Raw genomic sequence first — 21,899 nt, forward strand, 5'->3', positions numbered from 1 at the left:
GCCTGGACTGAGGAGTGGAGGGAGCGAAGCGACCGGAGGGACGAGGGAAGGCCGGGAGTTTAGCCCCATGGCCCGCCGAGCCGGAGGCGAGGCCGAAAGCAGAGTCATGCCTGAACGCTACTCACCTGCACTCGGTCGGGCAGCGTGAAGCCTTCGATCGGGTGGGCGAGGAGGCCGCTGGAATCGCGTACCGACTCGACCGAGCCGGTCGCGGTGAAGGTGTAGCGGTAGGTCTCGCCGACCGCCTGGTAGCCGGAGCCGCCGACCGCTCGGAGAGCGTCGTCGCCGGCCGGTTCAAGCGTCGTCGGTTCGGCGGTCGGGTCGAGGGAGGCGGGATCGAGCACGTAGAGCCGGCCGCCGAGCAGTGCGATGTCGAAGACGCCCCACAGATTGGCAAACCGGCCCGTGAACCGAGCCAGCCCGGCATCCACACCGGCTTCAGGCCCGGCCTCAGGGCGCGGCTTCGACTCGGCCAGGTCGACGAACTTGAGCAGCCCCTCGGCCAACTGCGTCGCAGGCCCGTCGATCGCGTTCGTCAGCACCGACACGACCAGCCGGCGCTCGGCATCCACGAACGAGCGGGTGATGTGTCCGGGATAGCCCCCGCTGTGCCCGAAGATCTGCCGCTCACCCACCTTGGAGATCTGCAGCCCGAGCCCGTACTGCGGCCAGTCCTTGTCCGAGGTCTTCCACGCCGCGTGCTGCATCTTCCGCTTCGAGTCGTCGGTGAGCAGCCGGACGTCTCCGTCGAGATGGGCCGACCAGAAGGACACCAGATCGCGTGCGTTGCCGAAGAAGCCCGTCGCCGAGGCGAGCGCCCGGGTATCGACGTGATCGATCGGGACCCGGCTGTCGGCGTAGGCCAGCGCGCTGTACCCCGTGGCGTACTCGTTGCTCCGGGCCGGGTCGAGCTCCGGCCCGAGTCCGGTCAGGCCGAGCTTGTCGACGATCTCGGTCTGCACGTAGGTGTTGTACGGCGTACCGGACGCTGCTTCGACCACCAGACCGAGCAGGCCGTAGCCGATGTTGGAGTACTTGAAGCGCTCGCTGTCGGCCAGTACGGCGGCGCTGGGGTCCTGGAGCACCCGCAGCAGGTGCTCGCGATCCGGGAACGGCGCGCCGAGCTGCCAGAAGTCCGCGCTGTCGCTGTCCCTGGTCACACCGGCGGCGTGGCTGAGCAGCTCCCGGATCGCCCGCTCGCCCAACGGAGTACCGACGATCTCGGTGACGTACATCTCGACCTTGTCGTCCAGCCGGACCTTGCCCTGCTCGGCCAGTTGGAGCAGGGCGGTCGCGGTGAACGACTTGGAGTGCGAGGCGATCCGGAACAGGTGCTGCTCGGTCAGCGCGACGCCCTGCTCGACGTCGGCCGATCCGTACGCCGCCGAGAACGCGATCGCGTCCTCGGCGAAGACCGCTGCCTGGACTCCGGGTATGCGCTGAAAACGCTGGCTGAACGCCAGCCAGCTGTCGAAGTACGAAAGGGCTTCTTTCAGATTCTGCGCATCAGGCATGACGCCTAGACTGAATGACGCGGAAGCGACTCGCAACGTATGCGCCGTCCGTGTACGTGGCGTTAGCCGCCGGGTTCGCTCCGGTGCCGTGGAAGTCGCTGAAAGCAGCCGATTGATTGACGAAGACCTGGCCGGTCAGGTTCTCCGACAAGGCGACCCCGACCTCGAGGGCAGCCTCGCGGACCTCGTCCAGCACAGCAGCGTCGGTGGAGTAGACGCCGGCCGTCATCGCGCCGCCGTCGCCGACCGTCTGGCGGAACAGCGCGATCGATTCGGCGGTACCGCTGGTGTGGACCAGGAAGGACACCGGGCCGAAGCACTCGCGGCTGAAGACGTCCTCGTTCTTGGCGTCCAGAGCGACCAGCAGCGGCGTCCGGACGACGGCATCGGGGTATGCCGGGTGCGTGATCGCGCGGGACTCCAGCACGACATCGCCGTACTCCGGGGCGAGCTCGAGCCGGTTGACGACGGCCTTGTTCACGATGCCGCCGAGCAGCTCGACCGCGCGGGCGTCGTCGCCGAGCAGCTTGCTGATCGAGTTGGCGATGCCGGCCCCGACCTCGTCGAAGGTCTTGTGGCCCTCGTCGGTCTCGATGCCGTCGGCCGGGACGAACAGGTTCTGGGTGGTGGTGCACATCTGGCCGGAGTACAGCGAGAGCGTGAAGGCGAGGTTGTTGCAGAGCGCCTTGAACGAGTCGGTCGAGTCGATGATGACCGCGTTGACGCCGGCCTTCTCGGTGAAGACCTCGGCCTGGGTCGCGTTCTGCTCCAGCCAGTCGCCGAACTCGGTACCACCGGTGAAGTCGATCAGCTTGACCTCGGGGCGCAGCGCGAGCGGCTTCGCCAGGCCGTCACCGGGGCGCTCGGCGGCCAGGGTGACCAGGTTCGGGTCGTACCCGGCCTCGGCGAGCACCTCGCGGGCCACCTCGACGGTGATCGCGAGCGGCAGTACTGCCAGCGGGTGCGGCTTGACGATCACGGCGTTGCCGGTGACGAGCGAGGCGAACAGGCCCGGCCACGAGTTCCAGGTCGGGAACGTGTTGCAGCCGATCACCAGCGCGACGCCGCGGCCGGTGACGGTGAAGTTCTTCTCCAGCCGGATCGGGTCGCCCTTGGCCGGCTTCTCCCAGATCGCGGTCGCCGGGTAGCGGCTCATCTCCTCGTACGCGTAGGCGATCGCCTCCAGCGCCCGGTCGAGCGCGTGCGCGCCACCGGCCTGGAACGCCATCACGAACGCCTGGCCGCTGGTGTGCTGGACCGCTCCTGCCAGCTCGAAGACCCGCTTGTGCAGCCGGTCGAGGATCTCCAGCGTGACGCCGACGCGGCCGTCGATCCCGCCCTTTCGCCAGTCGCTCAGGCCCTTTCGGGCAGCCGCGAGCAGCTCGTCGAGGCCGGCCTCGACGGTGCGCGGGTACTCGACGTCCAGCGGTACGCCGAACGGCGACTCCTCGGAGCTGACCGTGCCGACAGCGCCCGGCGTCTCGAGCGCGTACGTCGTACCGCGGTACGCCTCGAAAGCGGCCTTGCCGTCCTCGGCTGCCGTCTCCCCGTAGACCCGCGGGCTCGGCGACTCCGGGAACGCCGAGTAGTAGCCACGACTGCGGATCGCAGTCAGCGCGCCGTCGAGCCGTTCGCGGTGGGCAGCCAGCCAGTCAGTAGTCATGACAGTGATGTTACAGTCCATGACCAGATCGGGGCTAGAGTGTCACAACCACTCCCTACCGCTGGGTGGACCGAATGGGCAATGAGCTGGCAAGCCGCGTCGCGGCCGCCATGTGGGCCGATGACTCGGCCAGCGCGGGCCTCGGCATGCGCCTGGTCTCCGTCGCCGAAGGCACGGCCGAGCTCGAGATGACGGTCCGCGACGACATGGTGAACGGCCATGGCATCGCGCACGGCGGTTTCATCTTCACGCTGGCCGACTCGGCCTTCGCTTTCGCCTGCAACTCCCGCAACCTGGTGACCGTGGCCCAGGCGTGCGACATCGTGTTCATCGCCCCCGCGCAACGCGGCGATCTGCTGGTCGCCGAGGCGCGGCAGCGGACGCAGTACGGGAAGAACGGGATCTACGACGTGACGGTCCGGCGCGGCGACGACGTGATCGCCGAGTTCCGCGGCCGCAGTCGTCAGTTGTCGGGCACCATCGTCAAGGAGGATTCATGACCCGCGTGGCCTACCTGGTGGACGGCGTCCGCACCCCGATCGGCCGGTACGGTGGCGCGCTCGCCGCCGTCCGCCCCGACGACCTCGCCGCCCACGCACTGCGAAGCCTGCTCGCGCGGCATGCGAATCTCGACCCGGCGACGATCGACGACGTCTTCCTCGGCTGCGCGAACCAGGCCGGCGAGGACAACCGCAACGTCGCCCGGATGGCGCTACTGCTGGCCGGGCTGCCGGACAGCGTGCCGGGCTCGACGATCAACCGGCTCTGCGGCTCCGGGCTGGACGCGGTCGCCGCGGCCGCCCGGTCGATCGTTGCCGGTGACAACGAGATCGTGGTCGCCGGTGGCGTCGAGTCGATGTCGCGGGCGCCGTTCGTGATGCCCAAGGCAACAAGCGCGTACTCCCGCCAGGCCGAGATCTTCGACACCACGATCGGCTGGCGGTTCGTCAACCCGGTGCTGAAGAAGCAGTACGGGATCGACTCGATGCCGGAGACGGCGGAGAACGTCGCCGCCGACTTCTCCATCTCCCGCGAGGACCAGGACCTCTTCGCCTACCGCAGCCAGCAGCGCGCCGCGAAGGCTCAGGCCAACGGCCGCCTCGCCGAGGAGATCGTCGCCGTCGAGGTGCCCGGCAAGCGCGGCGCCGTGACGGTTGTCGACGTCGACGAGCACCCGCGCGAGACGTCGCTGGAAGCCCTGGCCGGCTTGAAGACTCCGTTCCGGGACCCCGGTACGGTCACCGCCGGCAACGCGTCCGGCGTCAACGACGGCGCCGCCGCCCTGCTGGTGATGAGCGGCGAAGCGGTCGAGCGGCTCGGCGTCAGGCCGCTGGCGCGGATCGTCGGTACCGCGGCAGCCGGCGTACCGCCGCGGATCATGGGCATCGGTCCAGTCCCGGCTTCCCGCAAGGTGCTCGCGAAGGCCGGCATCGAGCTGTCCGACCTGGGGGTCATCGAACTCAACGAGGCGTTCGCGGCCCAGTCCCTCGCAGTACTGCGTCAGCTCGGGCTGCCCGACGACGCGGAGCACGTGAATCCGAACGGCGGCGCCATCGCCCTGGGTCATCCCCTGGGCATGTCCGGCGCGCGTCTCGCCCTCACCGCCGCCCTGGAGCTTCGCCACCGCGACGCCGGGTACGCACTCTCCACCATGTGCATCGGAGTCGGCCAGGGCATCGCGACCCTGCTGGCTCGCCCGTGAGAGGCCTGTTGAATGACTGAACGATTCCTCGGTGAAGCTCCGTCGGCGGACCTGCTCGACGACGGCGAGAAGCTGTCGGTCGACGAGCTGCGGTCGAAGCAGTTGGCCGGCCTGCAGACCACCGTGCGCGCGGCGTACGAGAACGTCCCGCACTACCGGGCGGCGCTGGACGGCGTCGGCTTCAAACCCGATGACCTGCAGGACTTCTCCGATCTGGCCCGGCTGCCCTTCACCGGCAAGCAGGATCTGCGCGACAACTACCCGTTCGGCATGTTCGCGGTGCCGCGCGAAGAGGTCGTCCGCGTGCACGCCTCCTCCGGTACCACCGGCCGCCCGACCGTCGTCGGTTACACCCGCGACGACATCGACAACTGGGCCAACCTGATCGCCCGGTCGATCCGCGCGGCCGGTGGACGCGCCGGCGACGTCTGCCATGTCGCCTATGGCTACGGACTCTTCACCGGTGGCCTCGGCGCCCACTACGGCGCCGAGCGGCTCGGCTGCACCGTCGTACCGATCTCCGGCGGGATGACCGAGCGGCAGGTCGACCTGATCCGCGACTTCGGCGCCCGGATCATCATGGTGACGCCGTCGTACTTCCTCTCCATCATCGACGAGATGGTTGCCCGAGGCATGGATCCGCGGGAGACCTCGCTCCGGGTCGGCATCTTCGGCGCCGAGCCGTGGACCGAGCAGATGCGGACCGAGGTGGAGAACAAGACCGGCATGCACGCGGTCGACATCTATGGCCTGTCCGAGGTGATGGGCCCGGGCGTCGCACAGGAGTGCGTGGAGACCAAGGACGGCCTGCACATCTGGGAGGACCACTTCTACCCCGAGATCATCGACCCGGTCACCGGCGAGACGCTGCCCGACGGCGAGGTCGGCGAACTGGTCTTCACCACCCTCACCAAACAGGCCTTCCCGGTACTTCGGTACCGCACCCGCGACCTGACCCGCCTGCTCCCCGGCACCGCCCGCCCCGGGATGCGCCGGATGGAGAAGATCACCGGCCGCACCGACGACATGATGATCGTCCGCGGCGTCAACGTCTTCCCCACCCAGATCGAGGAACAACTCCTGCTGGTCGAGGGCCTGACCCCGCACTACCTCTGCGTCCTGACCCGCCCCAACCGCCTCGACGAACTCACCGTCCAGGTCGAAGCCGCCCCGGACCTCCCGACCTCGTCCTACGCGTCAGCCGCCATGGCCCTGTCCCGCCGGGTCAAGGACCGCGTCGGCGTCACCGCCAAGGTCGACGTACTCCCACCCCACGCCCTGGAACGCTCCCTGGGCAAGGCCAAGCGGATCAGCGACCAGCGGAACCGCTAGCTAGAACACCTCGAGGGGCACCCATCGGGCGGGCGCCCTGTTCACTCAACCCACTGGCAGGTTCTCGGGTCGCTGGCGTCAAGCATCAGGCCAGCGGTACAAAATCCCGCCAGCCGGCGCCGGGATCACTGCCCTTAACCGGTTCGGGGAGGATCTTGTCGGGGACCGCCTCCGTCAATCCCCAGAAACAGTTGCCTGAGGCACCTTGTGCTCCACCTGAGCATCTGGCCGCCGCCAGAACACTCACGTCGAGCACAAAGACGCCAAAACAGGCCAGCCCGGCAATCCGCAACGCGCGACTGCAGTTCGCGTCGAGGCGGTTGTGCGCCGGCGAGGGGTGCCGCGTTTGTCAGGGGATGAGCAGCTTGGGCAGGATCTTCTCGACGCCTTCGCGGAGGTCGTCGAGGGCCTTGGGCTCGCCCGAGAGGTGGCGGAGCAGCGCCTGCTGGAAGAGGCCGTCGAAGAGGGCGTAGGCGGTGGAGGGCGAGACGGTGATCTGGGTGCCGCTCAGGTCGCCGTACGTGCTGACGATCCGCCAGATCATCAGCTCGAGGGTCTTGTCGATCTCCAGCACGTCCTCGCGGAAGTGCTCCTCGAACAGGGCCTGGTTGCGCAGGTCGTACCAGAGCCGGTGCATCGTGCCGTCCTCGTCGCAGGTGACGGCGAGCGCCTGGGCGAAGTCGGTCCGCAGTTGGTCGGCCGACCGCGCGGTCGCGACGATCTGGTCGTACCGGGTGACGCACTCGGCCTTGTAGAGCTTCACGCAGTACGTGATCAGCTCGACCTTGTCGCGGAAGTAGTAGTGCAGGACGCCGTGCGAGAAGTCGGAGTTCTGAGCGATCTCCCGCAGGCTGGTGCGGGCATAACCAAGCTCGGACAGGGTATGTAGCGCCGAGGTGGCCAGCTGAGCACGACGCTCAGCGAACTTGTCCACCTGACGGCGCGAGATCCGGTCCGTCACCTCGGTCACGGTCTGCCTCCTGGGTTCATCTCTTGAAAGCTTAACCCGGCAATGAGATTTTCTTGACAGCTGTCCAAGGAACTCTTGACGACTGTCAAGAAAGTGGCAACGCTGTGTGGATCGCCCGGTCACCGCACCTCACCGGTGATCGGGCGGACTTGAAGGTCCAGCAGCCGGCCGAAGGGGAGAGTCATGAGCGGGTACGACCTGACCGGACGAAAAGCCTTGGTGACCGGGGGTGCGCGCGGACTCGGGGCCGGCATGGCCGAAGCTCTCGCGGCGGCCGGGGCCTCGGTCGTGATCGCCGACATCGCGGAGGATCTCGGCAAAGCGACCGCCGACGCGCTCAACGACGGCGGCGCGACCGCGGCCTTCGTACCGCTCGACGTGACCGACGACGCGAACTGGGAGGCGGCGATCAGCGCCACCATCACCGAGCTCGGCGGTCTGGACATCCTGGTGAACAACGCCGGCGTCGAGCTGTCCGGCCTGGTGATCGACCTCGACCCGGCCGACATCCGCAAGATGCTGGAGATCAACGTCCTCGGCACGGCGCTGGGGCTGAAACACGCGTTCCGCGCGATGCGGCCGGAGGGACCCGCCGGGACTGGTGGCTCGGTGGTCAACATCTCCAGCGTCGCGGCGACCATCCCGTTCCCCGGCATCTCCGGCTACTCCGCGACCAAGTCGGCGGTCGACCGGTTGACCCGGGTGGCGGCGATGGAGTCCGGCAAGCTCGGGTACGGCGTACGGGTGAACTGCGTGTACCCAGGTCTCGTACCGACCGAGATGGGCATGAAGCTCGCGGCCGACATGGTCACCCTCGGACTCTGGCCGTCGGCGGAAGCAGCCGTCGGGGACGTCATCGGACTGACCCCGCTCGGCCGGCTCGGCGAGGTCGGCGACATGGCCGACGCGGTCGTCTTCCTGGCCTCGGACGCGGCCAAGTTCATCACCGGTGCGGGCCTGCCGGTCGACGGCGGAATGGGAATGTGACGATGAGCAAACCCGTCGTCGTCTACGGCGCCTCCGGCTACACCGGGCGGCTCGTCTGCGAGTACCTGCGCGAGTTCAACGTCCCGTTCATCGCGGCCGGCCGGGACAAGAAGCGCGTGCAGGAAGTACTCGACCGGGTGCCCGGCATCGACACCGTCGACCACGAGGTGGTCGAGGTCGAGCACGAGGTGAGCGCGCTGACGGATCTGTTCCGCGGCGCGAAGGTGGTCAGCAACATGGTCGGCCCGTTCGTCAAGTACGGGCCGGAGGTCGTCGAGGCGAGCCTGGCGGCCGGCTGCCACTACCTGGACACCACTGGTGAACAGGACTGGCTGCTGGACGCGCAGAACGGGTGGGGTGACAAGTTCACCGCCGAAGGACTGTTGCTTGCTCCGGGAGTCGCTCAGATGTACACGACCGGCGAGATCGCGGCGAACATCTGTCTGGAGACCCCTGGCCTCGACACCCTCGACATCCTGGTGCTGTGGAAGGGTTTCCCGACCTACGCGTCGACCCAGACCATCTTCACGATCCTCAAGGCGGACTGGCACTACCTGGAGCAGAACGAGCTGGTGAAGTGGGACCCGCTCAGCACCTTCGAGGTGAACGTCCCCGGCCAGCACGCGTCGGCCCTGGCGCTGCCCTGGGGTGGCACGAGTCATCCGGTCTGGTTCAAGAGCGATCCGCGGGTGGCCAACGTCAAGGTCGTCGGCGGCGTCTTCGACCGGACCGTCATGCAGGGTGTGGTCGAGGCGGTGAAGATGGTCGAGTCGCAGATCAAGACCCTGCCGGTGGAGCAGCAGGACGCCGCTCTCGCCGAGGTCGCCGCGTCGGTCCAGGCCAGCATGCCGCCTCGTGAGAACCCGCGGATCAACACGTCGCTGGACTCGGTCCACGCGTCCGGGCCGCTGGGACGCGCGCATTGCGTGATCCACGGCAACAGCAACTACAAGCAGACCGGGGTGCTGCAGGCGTACGCCGCTTATTCGCTTCTACAGCAGCCGCCCAAGCGGGTCGGGCTCGCCTCCGCCTGCCAGGCCTTCGGTCACCGCGAGCTTCTCGGCGTACTGCGGAGCTTCGGACTGGTCCTCGAACCTGTAGTGACCGTCCACCACTGAGACCGGGTGCGGGGGTGCCCAACTCTCACCCCCCCAAGGGTCCCCCCGCACCTGTACCACCTGGAGTTCGCGTGAGGCTGTACGACTATCTCGACAAGGGCGCATCGCTCGGAGCCGATGCGCCCTGCCTGACGATGGCCGGTACTTCGCTCAGCTACGCCGAGGTGCAGCAACTGTCGTGGCAGGTCGGCCGGGCCCTGCATCGCTCGACGGTGCTGCCAGGTGACAAGGTGGCGATCCTGTCCGCGAACAACCCGATCTCGTTCGCCTGCGTCTTCGGCATCGCCCGGGCGGGCGCGATCTGGTGCCCGATCAACCCGCGCAACGAGGCGGCCGAGAACCGCGACCTGCTCGACGCGTTCGACTGCTCCGCGTTGATCTTCCAACGGGCGTTTCTTCCACTGGTAGAGAAGATTCTGCCCGAGCTGCCCAAGCTCACCACGGTCATCTGCCTGGACGACTCATTGCCTGGGGCAATCAGCTTGGCGGAGTGGCTGACGGATGTACCGGCTGATCCCTGGTCGCTGGAGCCTGCCGATGACACGGCGCTGCTGGTCGGCACCGGCGGTACCACCGGGCGACCGAAAGGGGTGATGCTGACCGAGCGCAACCTCGAGACGATGTCGGCGATCACCCTGATGAGCTATCCGTTCGACGGCCGGCCGGTGTACCTCGCGCTGGCGCCGCTGACCCACGCGGCGGGCGTACTGTGCTTTCCCGTCCTGACGCTCGGCGGCGAGATCGTGATCATGCCGGCGCCCGACCTGGACGAGTTCCTGGCCTTGGTCGAGCGGCATCGGGTCACCCACACCTTCCTGCCGCCGACCGTGATCTACATGGTGCTGGCGCATCCCGCTCTGGCCACGACGGATCTCAAGTCACTGCAGTGCTTCTGGTACGGCGCGGCACCGATGTCCGCGGCGCGGTTGGAGGAGGCACTGACCCGGATCGGGCCGGTGATGGCGCAGCTCTTCGGTCAGAGCGAGGCGCCGATGATGATCTCCACGATGGCGCCGGCCGATCACTTCCACCCTGACGGTTCTTTGGCGGTCGAACGGTTCACCTCGGCCGGACGGCCCTCGCCGCTGACGCAGGTGGCGATCATGGCGGACGACGGGCGGCTGCTGGGAGCTGGAGAACGCGGCGAGATCGTCGTACGGGGTTCGCTGGTGATGGCTGGGTATTACAAGGATGCGGCGGCGACCGCCGCCGCATCGCAGTACGGGTGGCACCACACGGGTGACATCGGGTTCCTGGACGAAGACAACTACCTCTACATAGTGGATCGGGCGAAAGACATGATCATCACGGGCGGATTCAACGTGTACTCGGCTGAGGTCGAGCAGGCGCTGATGACGTACCCGGCGATCCGCGACTGCGCGGTCGTCGGCCTACCGGACGAGAAGTGGGGCGAGCGGGTCACCGCGGTGCTGCAGCTGCACCCCGGGTTGACGGTCACCGAGTCGGAGGTCCGCAACTACGTGAAGAGCAAGCTCGGCAGCGTCAAGGCGCCGAAACAGGTGGTGGTCTGGCCCGATCTGCCGCGCTCGAAGGTCGGCAAAGTATTGAAGAGCGAGGTCAAGGCGAGGCTGCTAGGGTCGGAATGAACCGAGAGGAGGTGAGCGCGATGTCTACGACTATCGTGCTGCCTGCCTGTCGCGTCCGCGGCTGACAGGTGGCTTGTCTTCACCACCTCAGGAGCTGCAATGACCGTGGTATCCCGTCCGCCGCTGACCTCTGACGAGCGGACCCAACTCACCGGCTGGCTGGACCTGCAGAGGTCCTTCGTCCGGATGAAATGCGAAGGCCTGACCGAGGCCGACGCCCATCGGGTGATGCTGTCCACCTCGCCGTTGATGACGATGGCGGGGCTGGTGGCTCACCTGCGCTGGAACGAGTACTCCTGGTTCCAGCTGAGCCTGATCGGCGTACCGGACACCGGCCAGACCCCTTGGACCAAGGACGGCCACCCCGACGCCGAGATGTTCGTCGACGACGTACCGCTGGCTCAGCTGCTCGACGAGTACGACGAGGAGTGCGCCCGCTCGAACGCAACCATCGCGAACCTGTCTTTGGACGCACTCGAACAAGGCACCGGCGACGACGCCCCTGCCTCCCTGCGCTACATCCTCTGCCACATGATCGAGGAGACGGCCCGCCACGTCGGCCACCTCGACATCATCCGGGAACTCATCGACGGCGCCACCCGCTACGACTGGCGCAACCCGTGAAGGCACTCCTGACCGCCGACGAGCGTGGGAGCCTCATCGGCTGGCTGGACGTGCAGCGGGCGCTGGTACGACCGAAGTGCGAGGGCCTGAGTGAGGCCGACGCGCATCGCCAACTCCTCCCGACCTCGCCACTCACCACCGTGGCCGGCCTGGTCTCACACCTGCGCTGGGTCGAGTACTCCTGGTTCACTGAGAACCTGCTCGGCACCCCCGACACGGGCCAAACCCCTTTCACCGAAGGCGGCCACCCCGACGCCGAGATGTTCGTCGACCACCGGACCCTGCCCGATCTGCTCGACGAGTACGACGCCGAGTGCGCCCGCTCGAACGAGATCCTCGCCGGCTTCACCCTCGACGACGTGGAGACGGTGACCCCGCCCCGCCCGTCGGGACAGCCGGCCTCGGTCCGCTACATCCTCAACCACATGATCGAGGAAACGGCCCGCCACCTGGGCCACCTCGACATCCTCCGGGAGCTCCTGGACGGCCGGCGCGGCTGACCTCTTGCGGATTTAGTCTGCGCGGAGATAATCTTCGCGCAGACTAAATCGAAGGAGCTTCTGCCATGTGGGTTCACGAGCACACCGCCGAGACCGCCGTACCGCGCGAGCTGATCTGGAAAACCCTGGCCGACATCGACGGCTGGACCGCCTGGGACACCTCGATGGCAGCGATCAAGCTGGACGGCCCGTTCGCCGTCGGCAGCCGGGTGCTGATGACGCCCGCCGGCCAGGACCCGATCGAATCAACCATCGTCGAGATCACGCCCGGCGAACGCTACGCCGACGAAACCACCTTCAACGGCGCGACCCTGGGCTTCAGCCATACCCTCTCCACCCTCGCGGACGGCACCACCCGCATCGTCCACCGCCTGGAGATCACCGGCCCCGACGCGGACAGGCTGGGCCCCGAACTCGGCCCGATGATCACCGAGGACTTCCCCGAGGCGATGACCGCCCTGATCGCCCACGCCGCCAGATGACCCGCTACCCAGGCGGCCCCGCCGAAAGCCCCGGCTTCCTCCTCTGGCACGTAACCCACACCTGGCAACGAGCCATCACCACAGCCCTGGCCCCCTTGGACCTGACCCACGTCCAATTCGTCCTCCTAGCCTGCACCTGGTGGCTGACCAACGAAGGCCACACCCCCAACCAGCAAGACCTGGCCCACCAGGCAGGCACCGACATCAAAATGACCTCCCAAGTCCTGAAAACCCTAGAAAACAAGGGCCTCCTGACCCGCCAACCCTCCCCCACCGACGCCCGAGCCAAAACCCTCACCCCCACAAAGGCCGGCGTCAACCTGGCCAAGAAGGCAATCACCGCGGTCGAAGCCGTCGATACCAAATTCTTCGCCCCCGTCTCCACAGAAGCCTTGCTGAAAACCCTCACCAAGTTGACGGCCGCCCAGGGCAGCTAGGGGCAGATCGGCTTTATCCACAGGAGTTCCGACCAGGTCGCCGGCAAATCGGTACTCTTCGCCTGGTGCGGATCAATGTCTACATCGACGGCTTCAACCTGTACTACGGCTGCCTGAAGGGCCAGCCGTACAAATGGCTGAACCTCGAGCACCTGGGCAGCTTCCTGACGAAGCCGACCCGCATGGCACTTGCCTCGCCCTCGCCGACCGGACCGCGCACCGTCGAGGTGATCAAGACGGAGGAGAAGGGTTCGGACGTCAACCTCGCCACCTACCTGCTCGTCGACGCGTTCCGCGATGACGCCGACGCTTTCGCCGTGGTCAGCAATGACTCCGACCTGACCGAGCCGATCCGGATCGTCTGTCATGAGCTCGGCAAGCTGGTCGGGCTGCTGAACCCACAACCGAAGCCGAGTCAGCGGCTGATGCAGTCCAAGCCGTCGTTCGCCAAGCCGATCCGTGCCGGCGTGCTCCGGGCGAGTCAGTTTCCGGCGGTAGTCACCGACCCGGCCGGCGGCCGGATCACCAAACCCACGGGCTGGTAAAAAGCAGAAGCCCCACCGAAGTGGGGCTTCGCGCCCAGCCACCGAAGCAACTGGGGGGATGACGTCACTCTATCCAACGCCCAGCGACCGGGCAAACTCAGGCGACCTGGATCAGTCGAGCCATTCGCCGAAGGCGTAGGGGTGGCGGGTGCAGAGGTAGGTGGCCCAGTGGAGGGTGGTGGGGGTGCCGGAGGGGTCTCGGGTGATGCGGAGGAGTTCGCCTGCTTCTCGGCCGGAGATCGTGCGGTAGACGTCTTCGGAGATTTGCTCGAAGACGGCTGGGGGCTTCCAGTCGGGGGCGCCTTGGGCTACTGCTTGGAGGGCGCCTTCGCGGACGGAGAAGACGAAGGGGCTGCCTTCGGAGTACCAGGTGCCCAGGAGGCCGGTGAGGTCTTCGGGGACTGTGGTGCCGGGGGTCCAGGGCTTGGGCTTGGCGGGGTCGTCTTCCAGGACCTTGATGAGAAGGTCGGTGGCGAAGCCGGCCGGGTCGGGGGCCGAAGTGGTGTTCATCAGGGCGATTCCGGCGGTACCGGACGGGCGGTGGACGAAGGTGCCGGTGATGTGGCCGGGCATGCCGCCGGTGTGGCCGACGGTGACGCGGTCGCCGAGGCGGAGCAGCATGAAGCCGAGGCCGAAGCCGAGGACCCAGCGTTCGTCGACCATGATCTGCGGCTGGCACATCTCCTCGACGGTGTCCGCGGACAGCACCGAGTCGACCGGGTCGGCGATGAAGGAAGCCCACTTCGCCAGGTCTGCGGCAGTACTGGCGAGACCGCCGCACGCGTTCATCGCGCCGATGTCGAGCACCGGCTCCTTCACCGGTACGTCAGACCACGGCGGCACGTAGTACCCCTGAGCGGCCGGCCCGCCGTCGAACCCGATCGTCGTCCGGCTCATCTCCAGCGGCTGCAGGATGCGCGCCTTGATCGAGTCGTACCAGCTGCGTCCCTCGAGCCGCTCGATCACCTCGCCGAGCAGCGAGTAGACCAGGTTCGAGTAGTGGAACCGGTGGTGCGGCTTGCCGATCCGCTCGGCGTCGTTCCAGCCGGTCAGCAGCTGGTCGCGGTTCGGGAACGACATCGTGTCCCAGACGTCGCCGACCGGTTCGCGCTGCATGCCGCTGACGTGGCTGAGCATCTGCCGCACGGTGACGCCACCGTGCTTGGTCTCGGGCAGCAGCTTGTCGAGCTGATCGTCCAGGCTGAGCTTGCCCTCGTCGCGCAGCGCCAGGATCGTCACCGCGGTGAAGGTCTTGCTGTGCGAGGCGATCAGGTACTGCGTATCGGCGGTCGGCGCGACGCCCGGCTGGTCCAGATCGGCGGAGCCGACCCCTTCGGACCAGGCCAGCGCACCGTCGCGGGCAACGGCCCCGACAAGCCCGGGCACCCGCCCCTTGGCCTGGCGGTCGGCGACGATCCGGCTGAGCGCGGACTGGGTCTGAGCGGAGATCTCGGTCACTGATCGACAGTAAGCCATCCAAGGGCCGGTATGGATGTGACAAAAGACAGGGGTCTGAACGGGCACTTATGGGAGGGTGGGAACGTGCGCATAGCGGTGCTCGGTCCTCTCGCCATGTGGGCGGCCGACGGATCTCCGCTGGACGTCCGCGGAGTCCGGCTGCGCGGCCTGCTGGCCAGGCTCGCGCTGAGCGCGGGCCGCCCGGTCGGCATCGACACCTTGGTCGACGGTCTGTGGGGCACCGAGGCACCCAGCGCGAACGCCTTGCAGTCGCTGGTCTCGCGACTGCGCGGCGGCCTGCCCGCCACCGAGTCGAGCATCTCGGTCCAATCCGGCCCGGCCGGCTACACGCTGACCATCTCGCCCGAGTCCGTCGACGCGCTCCACTTCGAGGACCTGGTACGCCGGGGCCGCGAGCTGCTCACCACCGATCCCAGCCAGGCCAAGGCGCTGCTCACCCAGGCCGAGCGACTCTGGCGTGGTGACGCCCTGGCCGACCTCCGTGACCTGCCGTTCGCCGCGATCGAGGCCGACCGCCTCGAGGAGCTCAAGCTGGGCGCCTCCGAGGACCTCGCCGAGGCAGCCGTCGCCAGCGGCAATGCCCGCGAGGTAACCCCCGAGCTTGAGCGCCTCAGCGCCACCCACCCCCTCCGCGAACGCGTCCACGAACTCCTCATCAGAGCCCTGTACGCCGACGGCCGCCAAGCCGAAGCACTAGCCGCCTACGAGCGAGTCCGCTCAACCCTCGCGGACGAGCTCGGCGCAGACCCCGGCGCCAGACTCCGCGAGCTCCACGTGTCCGTACTACGCGGAGACGCGATCGACCCAGTCGCCACGACTCCCGTAGTACCGGCTGTCCAGACATCGGCGCCGCGCAGCAACCTGCGTGCCCCGATGACCAGCTTCGTCGGCCGGGCCGGTGATGTGGCCGAGCTGGCCCGCCTGCTCAGCAACGGCACCCGGCTCGTCACCATGGTCGGCCCCGGTGGCGCGGGCAAGACCCGGCTGGCCACCGAGACCGGCCGCTCGCTAGTCGATCAGACCGGTGACGGCATCTGGTTCGTCGAGCTGGCCCCGCTCGCCGATGCAGCCGACGTGGCGCCCGCGATCCTCGGCGCGCTCGGTGCCAGCGAGTACGTCGACAACATCCAGTCAGGTCTCGCGCCGAAGCACTTCCCCACCAGCCGAGCAGCCACCCAGCGACTCGTCGAGGTCGTTGCGGATCGACGCGTGCTGCTCGTGCTCGACAACTGCGAACACCTGGTCCAAGAGGTGGCCGACCTCGTCGACTCGCTGCTCGCCGCCTGCCCCCGGCTGCGCGTGCTGACCACCAGCCGCGAGCCACTGAGCATCCCTGGTGAACACCTGCATCAGGTGGGATCCCTCGGACTGCCGCCGGTCGACAGTACCGACGACAGCTACCCATCGATCCAGCTGTTCGTCGACCGGGCCCGCGCAGTCCGCCCCGACTTTGCCGTCACCAGCGCGAACCGGCAGGCGATCGCCGAGATCTGCCGCCGCCTCGACGGCATGCCCTTGGCGATCGAACTCGCCGCGGCCCGTCTGCGCGCGCTCACCCCGCTGCAGATCGTCGACCGGCTCAATGACCGATTCCGCTTGCTGACAAGCGGTTCCCGGACCGCGCTCCCCCGGCATCAGACTCTGCGCGCGGTTGTGGAGTGGAGCTGGGACCTGCTCGACAGCGACGAGCAGGCAGTTGCCCGCAGACTGTCCCTCTTCTCCGGCGGCGCGACCCTCGAAGCCGCCGAACGCGTCTGCAGCGGACCCGGCCTGCCACCGGAGGCAGTGCTCGGAGTGCTGGCCTCACTGGTCGACAAGTCGCTAGTCGAAGCTGCTGCCGACGACTGGTCGGTTCGCTACCGAATGCTCGAGACGGTGAAGGCGTACGGCGCCGAGCAGCTCGCGGCATCCGGCGAGACGGCACAGGTCCGCCAGGCGCATACGGCGTATTTCACCGAGCTGCTCCAGCAAGCCCGGCCCAAGCTGCACACCGGCGAGCAACTGCAGTGGATCGCCCGGTTCGACGCGGACAACGAGAACCTGCTGGACGCGCTCCGTACCGCCGTCGACGCCGGCGACGCGCAGACCGCGCTCGAACTCGTCTCGGTGCTCGGCGAGTACTGGAACATGCGCGGCCGCCCCACCGAGGCGATCACCTGGTTCGAGGCCGCGCTCGCGGTACCGGGCCCGAGCCATCCGCTGAGCCGGGCGACCACGCTGATGATGTACGCGATCGGCACCATCTCGAACGGGGAGGATCCGTCGGCGTCGTTCGGTGGTGCGATCCGCGGGCTGGCCGAGGTACGGATGCTCAGCCGCAGGCACCGGGTGGTGGCCGAATCCGGCATCGGCCGGTTCACGAACTCAGTCTGGGCGATGGTCCGCCGCGACAAGGCGACCTCCTTCCGCGAACTCGAGGCGGCCCGGCACGACGAGGACCCGTGGACCCGGAACATGGCCGGGATGATGACCGCAATGTTCCGCGAGAACGAAGGCCAGGTCGAGGAGATGGCCGTCGATCTCGCGGCGGCGCTCGACGGCTTCCGGACGCTGGGCGATCGCTGGGGAACCTCGATGGCGCTACGCGGGCTGTCCAGCTTCCAAGCCGCCTCCGGCGATCATCAGGCCGCGCTGGCCTCGCTCACCGAGGCGCTACAACTGGTCGACGAACTCGGTACCACCGAAGGGGTCTCGCAACTGCTGGCCAGCTCGGCCGGCAGCCGGGCAGAGCTGAACGACTACGACGGCGCCCGGAGCGATCTCGTCCGAGCGCTGCAGCTGGCCGAGGAGCACGGAAGCGCCGGCGGGCAGGCGATGGCGCTGATCGGGTTCAGCATGCTCGCCCGGCGGGAGGGCAAGCTGGACGAGGCCAAGCAGTTGGCCGATCGGGCCTACTCGATGCTCGACCTGGTCTCCGAACGGATCGCGCCGCATGGCGAGGCGATGGTGCTCAGCCAACTCGGTCTGGTTTCCGTCGCGCGTGGCGAGCTCGCCGAGGCCCGTGAGTACAGCAAGTCGGCGGTCAGCCGGGCGGTCACCACCGAGGACATGCCGCTGGCCTCCGGCATCGTCGAAGCCGCCGCCGCGGTGGACCTGCTCGCCGGGGATCTCGAACTCGCCGCCCGGACCCTCGGCATCGCCGCGGCTCTGCGCGGGATGCGGACCATTCCCGGCCACGAGGTGCGCGCGACCGTCGACCGGCTGCGCGCCGAGCTCGGCGAGGCGCAGTACGAGAACGCGTACGACGGCGGCGCCCGGCTGAGTCGCGAGGACGCGACCGCCGAGCTCCGTAAGCGGTTCGACATCCCTGACCCGCGAAACGTGATCGGACTGCTCATGCAAGGCCAGGACAGTACGGAGGGCTCGATGCGGATCAGTTCCGGGCCGACGGGCTCGTTGCGAACGGGTAGCTCAGCTCAGCATGAGTGAGACCGCCAGATCGCGCAGCGCGGTCTGGACCTGCTGCTCCGGTGGGCGTGGCTCGGTCAGCATCCAGTCGTAGACGACGGTGTTGACCGCGCCGATGAAACACAGCCCGAGGAAGCGGAAGTCCTTACGGGTCAGCTCGTTGCGGGTCACCGCCACCTCGCCGACCCCGACGACGCTGGAGATCAGCAACTCGCGGAAGGCGATCCGCTGCTCCTCCACCGCCGGGCTCGCGCCGACCACTTCGACGAACGAGATCCGGGCCCGGCGCAGATCGGCCATGATGGTCCGCAGGTAGCCGTCGACGGCCGCCACGATCCGGTCCCGGACGGGCGCGTCGGCGGTCTTCGTCAACGCCTCACCGGTACTCCGGACCGCCAGCTCGATCACCTGGGCGTGCACCGCGAGCAGCACGGCTTCCTTGTTCTGGAACTCGTGGTAGAAGTGCCGGGTCGAGACTTTCGCCTGCGCACACAGCCGTTCCACCGAGGTCGCGGGGTAGCCATCGGTCCCGAACAGCTCCAGCGCGGCATCCAGCAGACGTTCCCGTCGCGCCGCCTTCCACTCCTCGACGGAGCGACCGGAGTAGCGGCGTTCGGAGGGTTCGCTCATTGCACCTCTTGTCGATACCCCGTGCGTGAACTCTTGCCATCTTAGCCAGATCCGCTCTACATTACTGACCAGTTTCCAAGTGAAAAGACTACTTTTCACTTATTCTCCGGAGGCTGCGTATGAAGTCGGCCGACAAACTGCGTGCGGTACGGGTACTGCGCGCCGCCGGGCTGCTCGATCTGAGCCGCCCGGTTCTCACCGCGACCACTTCCCTGGCGATGCGGCGGCTGGGACCGATTGCAGGTGCGGCACACATCGCCGCCCGACGAGATCCCGATGACCTCGCTCTGATCGACGAACTCGGCGAGCTGACTTATGGCGAGCTCGACCGACGGGCGAATGCCTTGGCCCGCGGCTGGGCGGCGGCAGGCGTGACGCCGGGTCAGGTGATCGGTGTGCTCTGCCGGGATCATCGCGGGGTCGTCGACGCGATGATTGCCTGCGGCAAGCTCGGAGTGCGATTGGTCTTGCTCAACACGGGTTTCAGCCGGGTTCAGCTGGCCGATGTGGCCCGCAGGGAAGGGGTTTCGGCGCTCGTCCACGACGAGGAGTTCGACGACCTGCTGTCCGCAGTATCGGCTGAGGTTCGCAGGTTCGTTGCCTGGGGCACCTCAAGTGACCTTGAGGCGATGATCGCCGCGCACGACGGCGGACCGTTGAAGTTGCCTCGCCGGCAGGCCGGGATGGTGCTGCTGACCGGCGGCACGACCGGTACGCCGAAAGGCGCGCCCCGGCAGGTCCGGTCCCCGTTGATGGCGGCGCAGTTCCTCGACCGGGTGCCGTTGCGGCGTGGCGACACCGTCTTCATCGCGGCGCCGACGTTCCATGGCACCGGGCTGACGCAGTTCATCATGACGCTCGCGCTCGGCTCGACGATCGTGCTCCGCCGCCGCTTCGACGCGACCGCCACCCTCGAAGGAATCGAACGGCATCGGGCCACCGCGCTGATCGTCGTACCGACCATGCTGCAAAGGATTCTGGCGGCCGGGCCAGAGCGCTACGACACCAGCTCTCTGCGGGTGATCATGAGCGCAGGTGCCTTGCTGCCAACGGATCTGGGCAACCGGACGATGGACGCGTTCGGCCCGGTGCTGCACAACCTCTACGGCTCGACCGAGTGCGCCGTCGCCACCGTCGCGATGCCCGACGACTGGCAGGCAGCGCCCGGAACTGCCGGCCTCCCGCCCGTCGGTTGCCAGGTCCGCCTGTACGACGAAGCCGACCGGCTGATCCAGCAGCCCGGCACCGCCGGGCGGATCTTCGTCGGCAACGGACTCAGCTTCGCCGGCTACTCCGGCGGCGGTCACAAGGACATGATCGACGGCCTGCTGAGCACCGGCGACCTCGGCCATCTCGACGCCGGCGGGCGGCTGTTCGTGGACGGCCGCGACGACGACATGATCGTGTCCGGTGGCGAGAACGTCTTCCCGATCGAGGTCGAGAACCTGGTGGAGGCGATGCCCGGCGTCGCGGAGGTCGCCTCGCTCGGCGTACCGGACGAGGAGTTCGGCCAGCGGCTGCGGCTGTACGTCGTACTGGCCGACGGCTCCACCCTCGACAGCGACGCGATCCGCCATCACGTCAGGGAGAACCTGGCGCGTTACAAAGTGCCCCGCGAGGTCGTTTTCCTCGATGAGCTCCCCCGAACGGCGACCGGCAAGGTCTACCGCCCCCACCTCGAAGGTAAGGACACCGCATGAACCGTCCACGCAAAGCACTGATCGCCATCGCCGTCTCGATAGGGCTGCTGGCGACGGCCTCACCATCGGCTTCGGCAGCGACGACGGCCCTCACCGAGCCTGACCAGGACGCGTTCTACCAGCCAGCGCCGGGCTACGAGTCGAAGGCACCCGGTACGGTCCTGAAGAAGCGGTCCGTGACGGTGACGGGCCTCGGGATTCCCTTGCCGGTCAAGGCATTCCAGCTGCAATCCCGGAGTACCGACGCCAAGAACCGGCCCGTGACGGTCATCTCCACGGTGATCGTTCCACTCATCCCGTACCTGGGTCAGCGGCCGTTGTTGTCGTACCAGCCGGCCACCGACTCACTCGGCGACCAGTGCAACCCGTCGTACACGCTGCGGACGGGGTTGGAGAAGGAACTCCCGCTGCTGGCTCTCGGGGTCGCGAAGGGCTGGGCCGTCGTGGTGACGGACTACCAGGGACCGCGCGATGCGTATGGCGCCGGACGGATGGAGGGGCACGCGGTACTAGATGGCATCCGGGCAACGCTGGCTTCACCCGAGGCCGGACTGACCCCGACGACGAAGGTCGGCATCTGGGGGTACTCCGGCGGCGGCCTCGCGACCGGCTGGGCGGCGGAGTTGCAGCCGTCGTACGCGCCTGAGCTGAACCTGGTGGGCGTCGCCTCTGGTGGTACTCCGGCCGACCTGGCGGCGGCCGGACGCCAGATGGACGGCGGCCCGTTCTCCGGGCTGTTCCTCGCGGCGGCGATCGGCGTCACCCGGGAGTACCCGGAACTCCTCACCATCTTCAATGCCAAGGGCAACCAGTTGATCGCCGCGATGGACGACCTGTGCGTCACCGAGGAAGCGCTCTACACGTTCCAGAGCGTCAAGCAGTACAGCGATTCCCCCGACCCCCTGTCCGAGCCGATCGCCCGACAGGTCCTCACCACCAACAAAATGGGCGCCAACGCCCCCAAGGCTCCCGTCTACCTCTACCACTCGAAGTTCGACGAACTGATCCCCTGGGCCGTAGGCAAATCCCTCAACGACGCCTGGTGCGCGAAGGGCACAAAGGTTGCCATGTACACCGACTACGCCAGCGAACACAACGTCCTGGCAGTCACCGGCGCCCCGGCAGCAGTCGCTTACCTGAACGCGCGGTTCCTCGGACTCAAGGCTCCGAGCACCTGCTGAAGAAATAGAACAGCCGGTGG

The 21,899-nt window shown here is 67.8% G+C and carries 19 protein-coding genes; 14 read left to right on the forward strand and 5 right to left on the reverse strand.

Annotation, left to right across the window (positions count from 1 at the left end; genetic code table 11):
* Positions 1-104: 104 nt before the first annotated feature.
* Together OHA70_RS09985 and paaN are read right to left on the reverse strand one after the other, a co-directional pair.
* A complete protein-coding gene (locus OHA70_RS09985; protein WP_328330900.1) occupies positions 105-1,514 on the reverse strand; it encodes a serine hydrolase domain-containing protein in 1,410 nt (469 codons plus the stop codon).
* A complete protein-coding gene (gene paaN, locus OHA70_RS09990) occupies positions 1,507-3,177 on the reverse strand; it encodes a phenylacetic acid degradation protein PaaN (RefSeq protein WP_328330903.1) in 1,671 nt (556 codons plus the stop codon). The genes OHA70_RS09985 and paaN overlap by 8 nt, the downstream gene beginning before the upstream one ends.
* Before the next feature lie 74 nt (positions 3,178-3,251).
* Here paaN and paaI point away from each other — a divergent pair, with 74 nt between their 5' ends.
* From paaI to paaK, 3 genes are read left to right on the forward strand one after another with little or no spacing between them, the layout of a single operon-like run.
* Positions 3,252-3,677, forward strand: a complete 426-nt coding sequence (gene paaI / locus OHA70_RS09995; RefSeq protein ID WP_328330905.1) for a hydroxyphenylacetyl-CoA thioesterase PaaI — start codon at positions 3,252-3,254, stop codon at positions 3,675-3,677.
* On the forward strand, positions 3,674-4,879 hold the full coding sequence (gene pcaF / locus OHA70_RS10000; RefSeq protein ID WP_328330907.1) for a 3-oxoadipyl-CoA thiolase: 1,206 nt from the start codon (positions 3,674-3,676) through the stop codon (positions 4,877-4,879). The genes paaI and pcaF overlap by 4 nt, the downstream gene beginning before the upstream one ends.
* A 12-nt stretch (positions 4,880-4,891) precedes the next feature.
* Positions 4,892-6,211: a phenylacetate--CoA ligase PaaK gene (paaK, locus tag OHA70_RS10005; protein ID WP_328330909.1), complete on the forward strand. Its 1,320-nt coding sequence runs from the start codon at positions 4,892-4,894 to the stop codon at positions 6,209-6,211.
* A gap of 349 nt (positions 6,212-6,560) precedes the next feature.
* Here paaK and OHA70_RS10010 read toward each other — a convergent pair whose 3' ends face one another.
* Entirely contained in the window at positions 6,561-7,181 is a 621-nt protein-coding gene (locus tag OHA70_RS10010; protein WP_328330911.1) for a TetR/AcrR family transcriptional regulator, read from the reverse strand.
* Between the two features lie 183 nt (positions 7,182-7,364).
* On the opposite strand from OHA70_RS10010, the gene OHA70_RS10015 reads away from it, so the two are divergent.
* The 8 genes from OHA70_RS10015 (at position 7,365) to OHA70_RS10050 (ending at position 13,481) form a co-directional block, all read left to right on the forward strand.
* A complete protein-coding gene (locus tag OHA70_RS10015) occupies positions 7,365-8,168 on the forward strand; it encodes an SDR family NAD(P)-dependent oxidoreductase (protein ID WP_328330913.1) in 804 nt (267 codons plus the stop codon).
* A 2-nt stretch (positions 8,169-8,170) separates the two neighbouring features.
* Positions 8,171-9,286 carry a DUF5938 domain-containing protein gene (locus OHA70_RS10020; protein WP_328330915.1) on the forward strand — a complete coding sequence of 372 codons (1,116 nt, stop codon included), beginning with the start codon at positions 8,171-8,173 and terminating at the stop codon, positions 9,284-9,286.
* 71 nt (positions 9,287-9,357) lie between these two features.
* Positions 9,358-10,893 carry an AMP-binding protein gene (locus OHA70_RS10025; RefSeq protein WP_328330917.1) on the forward strand — a complete coding sequence of 512 codons (1,536 nt, stop codon included), beginning with the start codon at positions 9,358-9,360 and terminating at the stop codon, positions 10,891-10,893.
* 99 nt (positions 10,894-10,992) lie between these two features.
* Positions 10,993-11,517, forward strand: a complete 525-nt coding sequence (locus OHA70_RS10030) for a DinB family protein (protein WP_328330919.1) — start codon at positions 10,993-10,995, stop codon at positions 11,515-11,517.
* The gene (locus OHA70_RS10035; RefSeq protein ID WP_328330921.1) at positions 11,514-12,017 is read left to right on the forward strand and encodes a DinB family protein; all 504 of its coding nucleotides are present in this window, start codon (positions 11,514-11,516) and stop codon (positions 12,015-12,017) included. The genes OHA70_RS10030 and OHA70_RS10035 overlap by 4 nt, the downstream gene beginning before the upstream one ends.
* 65 nt (positions 12,018-12,082) lie before the next feature.
* A complete protein-coding gene (locus OHA70_RS10040; RefSeq protein WP_328330923.1) occupies positions 12,083-12,499 on the forward strand; it encodes an SRPBCC family protein in 417 nt (138 codons plus the stop codon).
* Positions 12,496-12,936 carry a MarR family winged helix-turn-helix transcriptional regulator gene (locus OHA70_RS10045; RefSeq protein WP_328330924.1) on the forward strand — a complete coding sequence of 147 codons (441 nt, stop codon included), beginning with the start codon at positions 12,496-12,498 and terminating at the stop codon, positions 12,934-12,936. The genes OHA70_RS10040 and OHA70_RS10045 overlap by 4 nt, the downstream gene beginning before the upstream one ends.
* A gap of 65 nt (positions 12,937-13,001) precedes the next feature.
* Positions 13,002-13,481, forward strand: coding sequence for an NYN domain-containing protein (locus OHA70_RS10050; protein WP_328330926.1), 480 nt, complete (start codon positions 13,002-13,004; stop codon positions 13,479-13,481).
* 111 nt (positions 13,482-13,592) lie between these two features.
* On the opposite strand, the gene OHA70_RS10055 is transcribed toward OHA70_RS10050, so the two are convergent.
* Positions 13,593-14,939: a serine hydrolase domain-containing protein gene (locus OHA70_RS10055; protein WP_328330928.1), complete on the reverse strand. Its 1,347-nt coding sequence runs from the start codon at positions 14,937-14,939 to the stop codon at positions 13,593-13,595.
* An 84-nt stretch (positions 14,940-15,023) separates the two neighbouring features.
* Here OHA70_RS10055 and OHA70_RS10060 point away from each other — a divergent pair, with 84 nt between their 5' ends.
* A complete protein-coding gene (locus OHA70_RS10060; protein ID WP_328330930.1) occupies positions 15,024-18,389 on the forward strand; it encodes an ATP-binding protein in 3,366 nt (1,121 codons plus the stop codon).
* Here the strand turns inward: OHA70_RS10060 and OHA70_RS10065 are convergent.
* Positions 18,372-18,998, reverse strand: a complete 627-nt coding sequence (locus tag OHA70_RS10065) for a TetR/AcrR family transcriptional regulator (protein WP_328330932.1) — start codon at positions 18,996-18,998, stop codon at positions 18,372-18,374. The genes OHA70_RS10060 and OHA70_RS10065 overlap by 18 nt on opposite strands.
* 119 nt (positions 18,999-19,117) lie before the next feature.
* Between OHA70_RS10065 and OHA70_RS10070 the strand changes: the two genes are divergently transcribed.
* Together OHA70_RS10070 and OHA70_RS10075 are read left to right on the forward strand one after the other, a co-directional pair.
* Entirely contained in the window at positions 19,118-20,698 is a 1,581-nt protein-coding gene (locus OHA70_RS10070; RefSeq protein WP_328330934.1) for an AMP-binding protein, read from the forward strand.
* Positions 20,695-21,879, forward strand: a complete 1,185-nt coding sequence (locus OHA70_RS10075; protein WP_328330936.1) for a lipase family protein — start codon at positions 20,695-20,697, stop codon at positions 21,877-21,879. The genes OHA70_RS10070 and OHA70_RS10075 overlap by 4 nt, the downstream gene beginning before the upstream one ends.
* Positions 21,880-21,899 lie beyond the last annotated feature (20 nt).

This window comes from Kribbella sp. NBC_00382 (assembly GCF_036067295.1).
Classification (GTDB): Bacteria; Actinomycetota; Actinomycetes; order Propionibacteriales; family Kribbellaceae; genus Kribbella.

Excerpts from the sequence above, each read along its gene's own strand:
- paaN (WP_328330903.1), bottom strand. The coding sequence starts at position 3,177 with ATGACTACTGACTGGCTGGCTGCCCACCGCGAACGGCTCGACGGCGCG.
- OHA70_RS10070 (WP_328330934.1), top strand. The coding sequence starts at position 19,118 with ATGAAGTCGGCCGACAAACTGCGTGCGGTACGGGTACTGCGCGCCGCC.
- OHA70_RS10030 (WP_328330919.1), top strand. The coding sequence starts at position 10,993 with ATGACCGTGGTATCCCGTCCGCCGCTGACCTCTGACGAGCGGACCCAA.
- OHA70_RS10045 (WP_328330924.1), top strand. The coding sequence starts at position 12,496 with ATGACCCGCTACCCAGGCGGCCCCGCCGAAAGCCCCGGCTTCCTCCTC.
- OHA70_RS10065 (WP_328330932.1), bottom strand. The coding sequence starts at position 18,998 with ATGAGCGAACCCTCCGAACGCCGCTACTCCGGTCGCTCCGTCGAGGAG.
- OHA70_RS09985 (WP_328330900.1), bottom strand. The coding sequence starts at position 1,514 with ATGCCTGATGCGCAGAATCTGAAAGAAGCCCTTTCGTACTTCGACAGC.
- OHA70_RS10015 (WP_328330913.1), top strand. The coding sequence starts at position 7,365 with ATGAGCGGGTACGACCTGACCGGACGAAAAGCCTTGGTGACCGGGGGT.
- paaI (WP_328330905.1), top strand. The coding sequence starts at position 3,252 with ATGGGCAATGAGCTGGCAAGCCGCGTCGCGGCCGCCATGTGGGCCGAT.
- OHA70_RS10040 (WP_328330923.1), top strand. The coding sequence starts at position 12,083 with ATGTGGGTTCACGAGCACACCGCCGAGACCGCCGTACCGCGCGAGCTG.
- paaK (WP_328330909.1), top strand. The coding sequence starts at position 4,892 with ATGACTGAACGATTCCTCGGTGAAGCTCCGTCGGCGGACCTGCTCGAC.
- OHA70_RS10075 (WP_328330936.1), top strand. The coding sequence starts at position 20,695 with ATGAACCGTCCACGCAAAGCACTGATCGCCATCGCCGTCTCGATAGGG.
- pcaF (WP_328330907.1), top strand. The coding sequence starts at position 3,674 with ATGACCCGCGTGGCCTACCTGGTGGACGGCGTCCGCACCCCGATCGGC.
- OHA70_RS10020 (WP_328330915.1), top strand. The coding sequence starts at position 8,171 with ATGAGCAAACCCGTCGTCGTCTACGGCGCCTCCGGCTACACCGGGCGG.